Consider the following 13,662-nt stretch of genomic DNA (forward strand, 5'->3'; position numbering starts at 1 on the left):
GACTCTAGTGATCGACTTAAATAACAAATACCGGTCCATGGCTAATGCTATACGGTTTTTGTCAATGGACGCTGTAGAAAAGGCTAAATCTGGTCATCCAGGAATGCCAATGGGAATGGCTGATATTGCAATCGTATTATTTAGTGAATTTTTAAATTTTAATCCACAGCAACCGAATTGGCTTAATCGTGATCGTTTTATACTCTCAAACGGGCACGGGTCAATGCTGCAATATGCATTATTACATTTGTTTGGATATGATTTAAGTATTGAAGATATTAAAGATTTTAGACAATTAGGTTCAAAAACTCCTGGTCATCCTGAATATGGTCATACTATAGGTGTAGAAACTACCACCGGGCCATTAGGTCAAGGAGTTGCCAATGCAGTAGGAATGGCAATAGCTGCTAAAAAACTACAATCTGAAATAGGCGCTGACTTACTTAACAATAAAATTTATGTATTTGTAGGTGATGGATGCTTAATGGAAGGAATTACTCATGAAGCTATTTCTCTTGCAGGTCATTTAAATTTAAATAATTTAGTTGTTATTTTTGATGACAACAGCATTTCGATTGATGGAAATACTGAACTGTCAGCTTCCGAAAATTATATTGAAACTTTTAAAGCTTGTAGTTTTGATACGAATTCGATTAATGGCCATGATTATGATGAGATAAGAGCAGCAATTTTTAGAGCTAACAAATCAGAGAAACCATATTTCATTGCTGCAAAAACAATAATAGGTTTTGGGGCTCCTAATAAAGCTGGTAGTGAAGCTGCTCATGGTGCGCCACTCGGTGAAGATGAAATTACAAAAACCAGAGAAAAGCTAGGTTGGCCTCATAATAAATTTGAAGTACCAAAAGAAGTTTATTCTTATTTCAATGATGTAGTAAGTAAAAAAGTTAAAATTTACGATGAATGGGCAAATAAATTAAATTTATCTTCAAATAAAATTAAAGATTTAATTAAAAATATTGAGAATAAATACTATTTAAAAAATTTAGATAAAGCTCTTAAAGAAGCTAAAGACTTTATTCAAAATAACAAAAAACCAGAAGCTACTCGTAAATCTTCAGGAAATATTTTAAATATTTTAGGCAAACACCTTATAAATTTAGTTGGAGGATCTGCTGATCTTACAATTTCTAATGAAACAAAACCTGGATATTTTAAGCCTATAACTAAAAACGATTTTTCCGGTAAATATGTTTACTATGGTGTAAGAGAACATGCGATGGGCGCCATAATGAATGGAATGACGCTTTTTGGGAATATCATTCCTTATGCAGGTACTTTCTTAACATTCTCAGATTATATGAAACCTGCTATAAGACTTGCTTCTCTCATGAAGCTAAAAGTAATATATGTTTTCACTCATGATTCAATAGGGCTTGGCGAAGATGGCCCTACGCATCAACCTGTAGAACATTTAGCTTCACTTAGAGCCATACCTAATTTACAAGTTCTAAGGCCTTGTGATGCAACTGAAACTTTAGAAGCATGGGAACTTGCATTAAAATATGAAGGTCCAACAGCTTTAATTTTAACTCGTCAAAATCTTGAACCATTAAGAGATAGTAGTGAAAACAATTTATCTAGTAATGGTGGATACATAATTCGTGGAAATAATGAAGCAACAAAAGTAACTCTTTTTGCGACAGGCTCAGAAGTAGAAATTGCAGTTAAAGTTCATGAAAATTTAAGTAAAAAAGGAATTTCTTCAAAAGTATTTTCACTACCTTGTATTGAAAAATTTGTAGAAAATAGTGAGTTATATAAACAAGTTTTAAATGAGAAAAACTTAAAAATAGGTATTGAAGCCGCTATAAAATTCGGTTGGGAAAGATTAATTGGGACAGATGGAATTTTTGTAGGGGTTGAAAGTTTTGGTGCATCAGGACCATATAAAGAACTTTATGAACATTATGGAATTGCCCCAGAAAAAATTATTGAAAAAATTGAACGTAAACTTAAGGAAATGGACGTAGGATGATCAGAATAGGGATTAATGGTCTTGGTAGAATTGGCAGATGTATTATAAGAGCTATAAACGAATATAATTATAAAGATATAGAAATAGTGGCAGTTAATGGCCCTGCAGATATTAACGATCACGCTCATTTGATTAAATATGACTCAGTTCATGGCGTTTTCAATGAAGAAGTTAAAGTTGATAATGATACTTTAATTGTTGGTCGCCATAAAATGAGATTAACTAGAGAAAGAGATATCAGTAAACTTGATTGGGCAAAATATGGTGTTGATATAGTCCTTGAATGTACTGGAAAATTTAATAAACGTGATGAAGCTGCAAAACATTTAGATTATGGCGCTAAAAAAGTTTTAGTATCAGCCCCATGTGAAAGTGCGGATTCAACTATAGTATATGGCGTAAACCATGACAAATTACTACCTTCACATAAAGTAGTTTCAATTGGTTCTTGTACAACTAATTGTTTAGGGCCAGTTGCCAAAGTTTTGCATGAAACGATAGGTATTGAAAGTGGATTTATGACCACAATTCACTCATATACTAACGACCAAAATATATTAGACGGAAGTCATAAAGATTTAAGAAGGGCACGTGCAGGTGCAGTTTCCATGGTACCAACAACAACAGGCGCCGCAAAAGCAATAGGTCTTGTTATACCTGAACTTGCAGGTAAACTCGGTGGATCATCTGTAAGAGTTCCAACTCCTAACGTTTCATTAGTTGACTTATGTTTTAATGCAAGCCGTGAAACTACTAAAGAAGAAATAAATGAAATTTTAAGTAATGCTGCGAATAACTATATGAAAGGGGTTTTAGCAGTTACAAATAAGCCACTTGTATCAATTGATTTTAATCATGATTCACATAGCTCTACAGCTGACTTATTAGAAACATATGTTACAAATAAAAAATTCTGCCGTGTAGTTAGTTGGTACGATAATGAATGGGGTTTCTCAGTAAGAATGCTTGACGTTACAAGGCTTCTTGCAAAAGGAGGCTTCTAGTGATTGATTTTACGACCCTTAATTTAAGTGGAAAAAAAGTTTTATTACGTTTAGACATTAATTTACCAATAATTGATGGAGAAATTAAAGATAAAACTCGTTTAAAAAAATCTTTGCCAACACTTCTACAGCTTTTAAAACAAGAAGCTATTATTATTATTCTTACACATTTAGGTCGTCCAAAAGGAAAAATTGATTTATCGCTTTCAGTAAAACCAATTTTTGAAGCGTTAAAAGAAGAACTTAAAAATACAAAAGTAAGCTTTGCAGAAAATTTTGATATTTTAGAAAATCAAATTAATGGAGCTAAAAAAGGCGAAATAATTTTATTTGAAAATATAAGGTTTTTTCCTGAAGAAGAAAAAGGAGATGATAACTTTGCTAAACGCCTTGCTTCATTTGCAGATATTTACATAAATGATGCTTTTTCATGTTGCCATCGCGCTCATGCTTCAATTAGTTTTATTAATAAATATCTTGATTCAGCTCCAGGGTTACTTTTAAGAGAAGAAGTAAGAGTGTTAGAGCATTTAATGCAAAATCCAAAAAAGCCATTTGTAGGGATTATTGGTGGTTCAAAAGTTTCAACAAAAATTGAGCTTTTAAAATCATTAGTTACAACTCTCGATGTGCTTATTATTGGTGGTGCTATGGCTAATACATTTTTCATGGCTGAAGGAAAAAATGTTGGAAGCTCACTTGTGGAACCTGAGTTTTTAAGTTTAGCTAAAGAAATTCAAGAACTTGCTAAAAAAAATAATTGTAACATTGTATTACCAATTGATTTTGTTGTTGCAACTGAAATTAGTGAAAATGTAGTAACTCAATATAGAGAAATAACAGAAATTTTACCACAAGAAATGATGTTAGATATTGGTGATAAAACACTTGAATATTATAAAAATATTTTAAAAGATGCAAAAACTGTGATTTGGAATGGGCCTGTTGGTGCCTATGAATTTACGCCTTTTGCAAATGGTAGCATTACGCTTGCAAAAATAATTGCTGAATATACAAAAAATAATAATTTATTATCTGTCGCTGGTGGTGGAGATGTTGTTGCTGCAATAAATAAAGCAAATGTAGCAGAGGAATTTAGCTACATATCTACTGCTGGAGGAGCATTTTTAGAATGGTTGGAAGGGAAGAAATTGCCGGGTCTCGAAGCCTTCAAAGAAAATATTACGCAATAGAAATTCACCATATCGATGATATAGAAAAAATATTTTCTAATCTTTTAGAAAATAAAAATATATTTTTAAAAAATTATACTAATTCCATCTATTACCTTGGAATTGGCTATATAAATGCAATGGTAAAATTAACAGAAGAAAGATATAATTTTACTATTGATAAATGGATTTTTGATGCAGCGGATAGCATACTTGCTGTTGAGCAAGGTGTAAAATCAGGTTTTAAAATTATTACATCTAATTTAGAAGGTGAATATTTAAAATTAGCAGAAGAAGCGGCAGTAAGGGAAAAAATCACTTTAACTAATTATAATCAAATAAAAGCATATGATATGCTGAATTTTAATGAGAAATCCTTCAATGAATTTTTAGGAGGAATGGAAAATGAAATATAGTGTAAGAGTAGGTGTTGGTGTTATTATTTTTAAAGAACATCAAATTCTATTAGGAAAAAGAATAAATTCGCATGGCTCACATACATGGGGTTTTCCAGGTGGGCATTTAGAGTATAATGAAGATCCTTTTGAATGTGCAATCCGTGAAACTTTTGAAGAAACAGGGGTTGTCATTAAAGACTTAGTTAAAGGGTCTTGGACTAATGATATTTTTCATGAAGAAAACAAACATTATATTACACTTTTTATTTTAGCAAAATGCGAAAACCCTGACCTACAAATAAAAGAACCTGACAGATGCATATCTTGGGAATGGTTTAACCTAGACAGGTTACCAAAAAATTTATTTTTACCAGTAAGGAATTTTTTTAGCGAAAGGGAAAATTTGGAATTAATAAGAGATTACCTAAATAAAGAAAATGAACAAGTTTAATTTAAATTTTGGGCTTAGTTTTTCTGACTTAAATGAAAATGATGGGCTTCAAAAAATTGATAACCTATTTTTAGAATTTGCAGAAAATAAAGTAAGCGGTCTTAGAGAGCAAATCCTTAATTTAAGAGATTTATTTTTAAAAAAGCAACAACCTGAATATAAAGAGATAGCCAATTTTCTTATTAATATTTCTCCTATTTTAGAAGAGTTTCTAAGTGAGTTATTTAATAACAAAGAAGCGATAGATTTAATTAAAAATAAATCCCATGCACTTGAACCAATTTACAAATGTAAAAGAAATTTTATTCAAAGAATTGTTAGCAAATCAATTAATGAATTTGAATTATCATTAGAAAATTTTGCAAATGCAAAAGAATATTTAAATAAATTTATTAATATAGAAAATGATCTTGAATTTGCGTGTTTTGTTAATGAGTGCTTAGAGAATAAAGAAGAAAATGAAGAGCAAATTAAGAACGCAATAATTTTTGCCGGTTTTAAACTTAAAAATAATGACAATAAATTTAATGTCCTTTTTTATTTACCTAAAAAATTAGATCCAAATCACTTAATTGATGTTGATAAAAAAATAAATGATTTTGAATATATTACTTCTAAACATTTATCAGAAGAGATTCGAGAAGGTTTTAGCCTAACTGACCAAGGCGGCGATTTAAAATTTGCACTAGATCAAACGAATTATTGCATTTTTTGTCATAACCAAGGTAAGGATTCATGTAGCAAAGGTTTTAAAGAAAAAGACGGAAAATTTAAAGTTAATTCACAAAATGTTACTCTTACTGGTTGCCCTTTAGAAGAAAAGATTTCTGAAATGAATAGCCTTAAGAATATGGGTTATGTAATAGCACCGCTTAGCATAGCTATGATTGATAATCCTCTTCTTGCTGCAACGGGACATAGAATATGCAACGATTGTATGAAAGCTTGTATATATCAAAAACAAGAGCCAGTTGATATTCCGCAAATTGAAACTAAAGTTTTAAGAGATGTTCTTAATTTACCATGGGGTGTTGAAGTTTATTTACTTCTTACAAAGTGGAATCCACTTAATTTTGAAAGATCTCTACCAAAAAAAGATACTAATAAGAAAATTTTAGTTGCAGGAATGGGACCTGCAGGGTTTAATTTAGCGCATCATCTTCTTAATGAAGGGCACCATATTATTGGAATTGATGGATTAAAAATAGAACCACTTGATGAAAAGCTTAAGAACGAACCGATTTATTCATTTGAGGAAATTAAAAGCGATTTAAATGAAAGAATACCTGAAGGATTTGGCGGTGTTGCAGAATATGGAATTACTGTTAGATGGGATAAAAACTTTTTAAATTTAATCAGAATTATTTTAGAAAGAAGAAAAAACTTTGAGCTTTATGGCGGTGTTAGATTTGGAAGTAACTTAAATTTAGAACAAGCCAAAGAATTAGGGTTTAATCACGTAGCGCTTGCAATTGGAGCAGGTAAACCAAATTTGATTGAAGTACCAAATTCATTAGTAAGAGGTGTTAGAACCGCATCTGATTTTTTAATGCAATTACAATCAGGTGGAGCGTTTTTAAAATCATCTATAGCTAATTTACAAATAAGGTTTCCTGTTGCAGTTATTGGCGGTGGGTTAACTGCAATTGATACTGCATCAGAGACGCTTGCCTATTATCCAAAAATGCTTGAAAAATTCTTTTATCGCTATCGTGATTTACAAAAAACCTTCGGAAAAGAAATTTTATTAGATTCATTAACAGAAGAAGAAAAAGAAATTTTAGACGAATATACTTCACATTACGCGTTATTAAAAAATAAAACTCCGCATGAACAAATTAAAATAATGAATGATTTAGGTGGAGTAAGTGTAATTTATAGGAAATCTTTGCAAGATTCTCCAGCTTATAGACTTAATCATGAAGAAGTTTTGCTCGCGCTTGAAGAAGGAATTAGATTTGTTGAAAATAGTATTCCGAAAGAAGTAATCACTGATAAGCATAACCATTTATCAAGTTTAAAATTTGAACAAAATAGTGAAATAAAAGAAATTAAAATAAAAACGCTTTTTATTGCAGCAGGTACGCACCCAAATACAACGATTGCTAAAGAATACCCAGAAGATTTTAAACTCGATGGTAAATATTTTGTAAGTGTTGATGAAAATAATAATAGAGTTGTACCGGAAAGAATTAGTAAACCTGAGGAAACTTTTGTTTTAACGCATGTAGAGAATAATTTTAGTGTAAGTTTCTTGGGAGATATGCATCCTTCATTTGCGGGAAATGTAGTAAAAGCAATGGCTAGTTCCAAACGATCTTATCCAATCATAAGTGATCTTGTTAATAGTTATTCTTCAAATTTAGAAAATAAATTTATATTTAAAGAGCAATTTACTTCAGTAGTTCATGAGGTAAATGTTCTTGCTCCAAAAATTGTAGAAGTAGTTGTTAAATCACCAATGGCGGCTAAAAATTTTGAGCCAGGGCAATTTTATAAATTGCAAAATTTTGCAACTAATTCACTTAAAAATAATGGCACGCTACTTGCTATGGAAGGCTTAGCTCTTACTGGTGCTTCAGTAGATAAAGAAAAGGGATTACTTTCAACCATTGTTTTAGAAATGGGTGGATCATCTGATTTATGTAAATTTCTAAAGCCTGGTGAAGAAATAGTTCTTATGGGTCCAACAGGAACTGCAACTGAAATTCCGCATAATAAAACTGTAATGCTCGTAGGTGGAGGCCTTGGAAATGCTGTATTATTTTCAATTGGCCAGGCTATGCGAAAAAATGGATGTAAGGTTTTATATTTTGCAGGTTACCGTAATCTACACGATAGGTATAAAATTGAAGAAATTGAAAAAGCTAGTGATAAAATAATTTGGGCTTGTGATGAAGGGATGTTACCGGTTACAAGAGATGCAGATTATAGCTTTAATAAAAATATCATTGAATCAGTAATAGAATATTCAAAAATTCCAAATCTAGATATAAAGCTTTCCGATATTGAACACATTATTGTTATTGGTTCAGATAGAATGATGGGCGCTTTTGCAAAATCTTTAAGTAATGAGTTAAAAGAACCGCTTTTAAATGCTAAAATTAAAATTGCTAGTATAAATTCCCCAATGCAATGTATGATGAAAGAAATATGCGCTCAATGCTTACAGGAACATATTGATCCTATTACAAAGGAAAAATATTATGTTTATAGTTGTGTAAATCAAGATCAAGATTTAGAGAAGGTAAATTTTGAATTTTTAAATCAAAGGCTTAAACAAAATACATTACAAGAAAAACTAACGGCGAAGTGGATAGATTATAATTTAAAACAAATGAATAAAAGATGAGCGATTTTGGTAGACAAAAAAGAGTAAGAGTAAAAACAGCAAAAGGTAGAAAACTATCTTCAACTCGTTGGCTTGAAAGGCAACTTAATGACCCTTTCGTAATAGAAGCAAGAGAAAGAGGGTATAGATCACGTGCGGCTTTTAAACTCATAGAAATTAATGAAAAATTTAGTTTAATTAAACCAGGGCAAGTAATTGTAGATTTAGGTGCAGCGCCAGGTGGGTGGTCACAAGTTGCAAGTGAAATTGTAAAACCGAGTGAAAAGAAAGGGCAGGTACTTGCTATCGATTTATTAGAGATGGGTGAAATACCTGGAGTAGAAATTTTAAAAGGCGATTTTACAGAACAAAAAATTGTTGAAGAATTCTCTTCAAGATTAAAAGGTAAGCCTGATATTATAATGAGCGATATGGCAGCATCTTCTACAGGCCTTCCTGACATTGACCATGATAGAATTATCATGCTCTGTGAAGAAGTATTTAAGTTTGCTTTTCAAAATTTAAAAACTGGCGGAAGTGTAGTTGTGAAGGTTTTAAGAGGTGGAACTGAAAGTGATTTACTTAAAAGAGTTAAGCAAAGATTTGAAACAGTAAAACACTTTAAACCAAAATCAAGTAGAGCCGATTCAGCAGAAATATACTTAGTTGCTAAGGGATATAAAGGCTAATGTTTAAAAATATTTTGGTATTATGTGATAATAGAATTGGCACTACTAATCAGTCCCTAGGGCTTGCATATAAACTTAAAGAAAAAACTGGTGCTGATATAACCAAAATTTATTTGGAATATAATAATCTAATTAAATTACCTGATTGTTCATGGTTTTTAAAAGGTTTGTACCCAATAAAAAACAAAAGCGATTTTGATAATATAAAACCAGATTTAATTATTGCTGCAGGAAGAAGGGCGTCATTGATCGCAAAAATTCTAAAAAAAGCTCTAAATATTAAAACGATTATAATCATGTGGCCTGGTGAAACAATAGCGAAATCTGCGGATATAATTTTGCTACCAATTCATGATAGATTAAGGAATCATCCTAATGTTATTAGAGTACTTGGAGCTTTACATAATATTACCGAGGAAAGAACAGAAGAAGCTAGTAAAGAATTCATAAATTTCCAAAATATTCCAATGAAAAGAATAGCGTGCTTAATTGGCGGTAGTCATAATAGCGGTAAATTTACAATAGAAGCTGCAAAAAAACTTGCAAATAAATTATTAGAAATTTCTAAAAAAGAAAATGCTTATCTTCTAATTACAACAAGTAGGCGTACGGGTAGTGAACAAACAAATATTTTAAAATCAATACTTAAAGATAAATTATATTTTTATGACGGTGACGGTAATAACCCATACCTTGCATATTTACATTATGCTGATGAGATAATTGTTACTTCTGATTCAATTTCAATGATTTCTGAAGTAATAAGTGTTGGAAAACCTGTTTATATATTTGATAATGAAGACCTTTCTGGTAAAAAGCATAAAATGTTTTTAAAAGCCTTAATTAAAGAAGGTTACATAAAAACCCTCGAAGATTATACGCCTTTTAAACCAAAGAAAATAAACATTATGGATGAAGTGGCGGAGAAGGTTATTTCAAAACTTTAGCCATGCAAATAGTTATTGAGGGAGAACCAAGAGCAAATATAATCCATTGTTGATGGAGAATAACTTATGTTGTCTGACATATATTCTTCATAGCTTGGTCCTGTGTCTTCAACAATCATATTAAAATCTTCAGATTCATTATTGGAGAGTAATTTCATAGATAAAATTTTATCCGGTTTACCATAGAAAAGAGGTGGGTTACCACTTTGACTTCCTCCGTTATTAATTTTATCAACGTGCTCCATACCATTTACTACTCTAGCAAAAATTGTATGTTTATTATCTAGCCATAAAGCATTTTTAAACAAAATAAAAAATTGGCTGTCGTCACTATGGAGATTAAGTTTATTTGCTACAGAAACCATACCTCTTAAATGATGTGCCTTTGTTATTTCAGCATCCATAACAACACCCGAGCCACCTTTCCCTGTTCCTGTAGGATCTCCTGTCTGGGCCATAAAATCGGGTATAACTCTGTGGAAAGTTAAGTTGTCGTAAAACCCTTTATCTACTAATTCTTTAAATCTCTCAACGTGTTTTGGAGCAAGATCAGGTAATAATTCAATTATTACAGGACCATCTTTTAACTGCATTAGTACAATATTATCTTTTTTTAATTCTAAATTTATTATAGTCATGGTTATAAACCTATTTTTTATAATTTTTAGATGAAAAAATAACTTTTTACAACTACTTTATAATCTAAGGATTAGGTCAGAAAAAATTTAATATATTACAAATACGATAAGTTTTGACATTAAACTTATTTAAATTTATAAATTGTTTCTATTCCAAAATAATTAAATAGGGTAAAAAATGTCTGTAATGTCAGATAAATGGATCAGAGAAATGGCAATAAAACATGCTATGATAGAACCATTTGTAGATACACAACAAAAGCAAGATCAAAAGAAGGGCGGATTAATATCATATGGTTTATCATCATATGGTTATGATGCAAGGGTTGCGGATGAATTTAAGATATTTACTAATGTAGATTCTGCAACTGTTGACCCAAAAGATTTTAATAAATCTAGTTTCGTTGATAGAAAAACGGATGTTTGCATTATCCCTCCAAATAGTTTTGTTTTAGCAAGAACAGTAGAATATTTTAAAATTCCTAGAGATGTATTAGTTATTTGCGTTGGTAAATCAACTTATGCAAGATGTGGAATAATAGTAAATGTTACGCCTCTTGAACCAGAATGGGAAGGACATGTGACTCTTGAGTTTTCTAATACTACTCCGCTTCCTGCTAAAATTTATGCAAATGAAGGTGTTTGCCAATTTATATTCTTAAAAGGCGATCAGATTTGCGAAACTTCATATTCTGACAGAAGTGGGAAATATATGATGCAAACTGGCGTGACCTTACCTAAGGTATAAGTTCTTACTTGCTACATTCTATAGAAAACACTACAATGCGCTTAAGTTTTTAGCTTCAGGAAGTTAAAACTCAGGAAATATATCAGAATATATCATTTTTTATCCGCTAACTTGGAAAATTTATGGAAAAATTAAGTATTAAGGGTGGTAAACCGCTATATGGTGAAATATATATAAGTGGTTCAAAAAATTCGGCTTTACCTATTATGGCAGCAAGCCTTTTAACTGAAGATACCTTAGTATTATCAAATGTCCCTTTTTTAGTTGATGTTACAACAATGAGTAAACTTCTTGTGCAACATGGGGTTGATTTTTGTGTAGATGGCTCAAGTTTTGAAAATAATTGTTCAGGTAAAAGGATATTGTTTAATGCCGCAAATGTGAATAATTTACAGGCTCCTTATGAAATTGTAAGAAAAATGAGAGCGTCGGTTATAGTTTTAGGACCATTACTTGCAAGATTTGGTAGGGCAAAAGTATCCCTTCCTGGTGGATGCGCAATTGGAACAAGGCCTGTTGATTTGCATATTAAGGGCTTAGAAGCAATGGGCGCTAAAATAGAGTTAGAAGAAGGTTATATATGTGCTGAAGCCCCCAATGGTTTGCACGGTGCAGAAATTACCTTTGATAAAGTTTCAGTAGGCGCAACCGAAAATGTAATGATGGCGGCAACGCTCGCAAATGGTATAACAATTATAAATAATGCTGCTAAAGAACCTGAAATAATAGATTTAGGAAATTGTTTGAAAGCAATGGGTGCAGATATTGAAGGGTTAGGTAGCGATAAAATTGTAATTAAAGGTATAAATAAACTAAAAGGTGCTAATTACCGAGTTATATCTGATAGAATTGAAGCAGGTAGTTTTGCTGCAATGGTAGGCGCTACGGGTGGCGAAATTAAATTACAGAATTTTAATATAGATTTATTTCATAATGTACTCGATAAATTTGAAGAAATAGGCGTGAATATTGTTCCTGAAAAAGATGGAATATTAGTTAAAAGAAAAGAAGAAAGGTTAAAAGCCGCAGAAATTATAACTCAACCGCACCCAGGTTTTCCTACCGATCTGCAAGCTCAATTTATGGCAATGACTACAATTGCTGAAGGTGTTTCAACTATTCAAGAAAATATATTTGAAAACAGATTTATGCATGTCCCAGAATTAATAAGAATGGGAGCAAATATAAAATTAAATGGCAATATGGCTTTAATAAAAGGGGTCGAAAGATTAAAAGGTGCACAAGTAATGGCAACGGATTTGCGTGCTTCTATGTCGCTTCTTATCGCTGCACTCTCAACTGATGAAGAAACGATAGTTAATAGAATATATCATATCGATAGAGGATATGAACGCATTGAAGAAAAATTACAAAAATGTGGCGCTGTAATTCAAAGGTTAAAATAAGATGGCAAATAATTTTGTTAGATCTTTCATTATAGATACAAATAATGTTAGAGGAAAAATAGTTAAATTAGATAATGTAATTGATAATATCTTAAAAAGACAAAGCTACCCAGATATAATTTCTAAACTTATAGGTGAATCAATGCTTGCATTAAGCATGATAGGCTATGATCTTAAAACAGATGGAATAATTACATTACAATTTACCACTAATAATATTTTAAAAATATTTGTGGCTGATATTACGGCAAGCATGAATTTAAGAGGTTATGCAGAAATAGCTGAAGAAGCAGATTTTACAAAAAATTATGCTTTTTCTGAAATTATGGGTAAAGGTCAAATTGTAATTACAATTGATCCAGGCGGAGAAAACTCAACTCGTTATCAGGGAATAGTAGAAATTAACGGTAATAGTGTTAGTGAAGTAATCACTAATTATATCATTAATTCAGAGCAAATTAACACTGTAATGAAATTACATGTTGAAAAGGTTAATGGTAACTGGTGTGGTGGTGGTGTTATTATACAAAAAATGCCTAAGCCTTCAAATTCTACATTAGATGAGATTGATGATAATTGGGAAGAGTTAAGAATATTTACAGAAAGTGTAAGCGAAGAGGAATTAGTTAATAGTGAACTTTCTAATGAAGATTTATTAAAAAGACTTTACGGAACACATGATATAGTATTATTTGATAAAAAGGAAATAGGTGATAAATGTCGATGCTCACCGCTTAAAGCTTTAAAAGTTTTAAAATCTTTACCTGAAGAAGAACTTGAAAGTTTAAAAGTTGATGGTAAAGTAGTCATTAAATGTCAATTTTGTAATACAGAGACAGTTTTTGAACATATTTAATTAGTTTAATTTTTAGTGAAAAT

12 protein-coding genes are annotated in these 13,662 nt (G+C 31.2%); 11 read left to right on the forward strand and 1 reads right to left on the reverse strand.

Annotation, left to right across the window (positions count from 1 at the left end):
• Window positions 1-37 precede the first annotated feature (37 nt).
• The 8 genes from tkt to J0H68_07115 are packed head-to-tail and all read left to right on the forward strand — an operon-like array spanning window position 38 to window position 9,991.
• Window positions 38-1,999, forward strand: coding sequence for a transketolase (gene tkt, locus J0H68_07080; protein ID MBN8828452.1), 1,962 nt, complete (start codon window positions 38-40; stop codon window positions 1,997-1,999).
• A complete protein-coding gene (gene gap, locus J0H68_07085) occupies window positions 1,996-3,003 on the forward strand; it encodes a type I glyceraldehyde-3-phosphate dehydrogenase (protein MBN8828453.1) in 1,008 nt (335 codons plus the stop codon). The genes tkt and gap overlap by 4 nt, the downstream gene beginning before the upstream one ends.
• On the forward strand, window positions 3,003-4,196 hold the full coding sequence (locus tag J0H68_07090; GenBank protein MBN8828454.1) for a phosphoglycerate kinase: 1,194 nt from the start codon (window positions 3,003-3,005) through the stop codon (window positions 4,194-4,196). Before gap ends, J0H68_07090 begins: the two co-directional genes overlap by 1 nt.
• Window positions 4,136-4,591, forward strand: coding sequence for a hypothetical protein (locus tag J0H68_07095; GenBank protein ID MBN8828455.1), 456 nt, complete (start codon window positions 4,136-4,138; stop codon window positions 4,589-4,591). Before J0H68_07090 ends, J0H68_07095 begins: the two co-directional genes overlap by 61 nt.
• Entirely contained in the window at window positions 4,581-5,024 is a 444-nt protein-coding gene (locus J0H68_07100) for an NUDIX domain-containing protein (protein ID MBN8828456.1), read from the forward strand. Before J0H68_07095 ends, J0H68_07100 begins: the two co-directional genes overlap by 11 nt.
• Complete coding sequence (locus J0H68_07105; GenBank protein ID MBN8828457.1) at window positions 5,011-8,376, forward strand: FAD-dependent oxidoreductase; 3,366 nt, start codon at window positions 5,011-5,013, stop codon at window positions 8,374-8,376. Before J0H68_07100 ends, J0H68_07105 begins: the two co-directional genes overlap by 14 nt.
• Complete coding sequence (locus J0H68_07110) at window positions 8,373-9,044, forward strand: RlmE family RNA methyltransferase (GenBank protein ID MBN8828458.1); 672 nt, start codon at window positions 8,373-8,375, stop codon at window positions 9,042-9,044. The genes J0H68_07105 and J0H68_07110 overlap by 4 nt, the downstream gene beginning before the upstream one ends.
• Window positions 9,044-9,991 carry a mitochondrial fission ELM1 family protein gene (locus J0H68_07115; protein MBN8828459.1) on the forward strand — a complete coding sequence of 316 codons (948 nt, stop codon included), beginning with the start codon at window positions 9,044-9,046 and terminating at the stop codon, window positions 9,989-9,991. Before J0H68_07110 ends, J0H68_07115 begins: the two co-directional genes overlap by 1 nt.
• Here J0H68_07115 and J0H68_07120 read toward each other — a convergent pair.
• Window positions 9,988-10,629: a peptidylprolyl isomerase gene (locus J0H68_07120; protein ID MBN8828460.1), complete on the reverse strand. Its 642-nt coding sequence runs from the start codon at window positions 10,627-10,629 to the stop codon at window positions 9,988-9,990. The genes J0H68_07115 and J0H68_07120 overlap by 4 nt on opposite strands.
• A 178-nt stretch (window positions 10,630-10,807) precedes the next feature.
• Between J0H68_07120 and J0H68_07125 the strand changes: the two genes are divergently transcribed.
• The 3 genes from J0H68_07125 to J0H68_07135 all read left to right on the forward strand — a co-directional run bounded on the left by J0H68_07125 (window position 10,808) and on the right by J0H68_07135 (window position 13,639).
• Window positions 10,808-11,377, forward strand: a complete 570-nt coding sequence (locus J0H68_07125; protein ID MBN8828461.1) for a dCTP deaminase — start codon at window positions 10,808-10,810, stop codon at window positions 11,375-11,377.
• Window positions 11,378-11,499: 122 nt separating this feature from the next.
• Window positions 11,500-12,783, forward strand: a complete 1,284-nt coding sequence (murA, locus tag J0H68_07130) for a UDP-N-acetylglucosamine 1-carboxyvinyltransferase (protein MBN8828462.1) — start codon at window positions 11,500-11,502, stop codon at window positions 12,781-12,783.
• A gap of 1 nt (window position 12,784) precedes the next feature.
• A complete protein-coding gene (locus J0H68_07135; protein MBN8828463.1) occupies window positions 12,785-13,639 on the forward strand; it encodes an Hsp33 family molecular chaperone HslO in 855 nt (284 codons plus the stop codon).
• The last annotated feature ends 23 nt before the right edge of the window (window positions 13,640-13,662 follow it).

The sequence above is a fragment of the Sphingobacteriia bacterium genome (assembly GCA_017304685.1).
GTDB lineage: Bacteria > Pseudomonadota > Alphaproteobacteria > Rickettsiales > 33-17 > JAFKLR01.

Coding starts and splice junctions, on each gene's coding strand:
- tkt (MBN8828452.1), top strand. CDS start 38: ATGGCTAATGCTATACGGTTTTTGTCAATGGACGCTGTAGAAAAGGCT.
- gap (MBN8828453.1), top strand. CDS start 1,996: ATGATCAGAATAGGGATTAATGGTCTTGGTAGAATTGGCAGATGTATT.
- J0H68_07095 (MBN8828455.1), top strand. CDS start 4,136: ATGGTTGGAAGGGAAGAAATTGCCGGGTCTCGAAGCCTTCAAAGAAAA.
- J0H68_07100 (MBN8828456.1), top strand. CDS start 4,581: ATGAAATATAGTGTAAGAGTAGGTGTTGGTGTTATTATTTTTAAAGAA.
- J0H68_07105 (MBN8828457.1), top strand. CDS start 5,011: ATGAACAAGTTTAATTTAAATTTTGGGCTTAGTTTTTCTGACTTAAAT.
- J0H68_07110 (MBN8828458.1), top strand. CDS start 8,373: ATGAGCGATTTTGGTAGACAAAAAAGAGTAAGAGTAAAAACAGCAAAA.
- J0H68_07115 (MBN8828459.1), top strand. CDS start 9,044: ATGTTTAAAAATATTTTGGTATTATGTGATAATAGAATTGGCACTACT.
- J0H68_07120 (MBN8828460.1), bottom strand. CDS start 10,629: ATGACTATAATAAATTTAGAATTAAAAAAAGATAATATTGTACTAATG.
- J0H68_07125 (MBN8828461.1), top strand. CDS start 10,808: ATGTCTGTAATGTCAGATAAATGGATCAGAGAAATGGCAATAAAACAT.
- murA (MBN8828462.1), top strand. CDS start 11,500: ATGGAAAAATTAAGTATTAAGGGTGGTAAACCGCTATATGGTGAAATA.
- J0H68_07135 (MBN8828463.1), top strand. CDS start 12,785: ATGGCAAATAATTTTGTTAGATCTTTCATTATAGATACAAATAATGTT.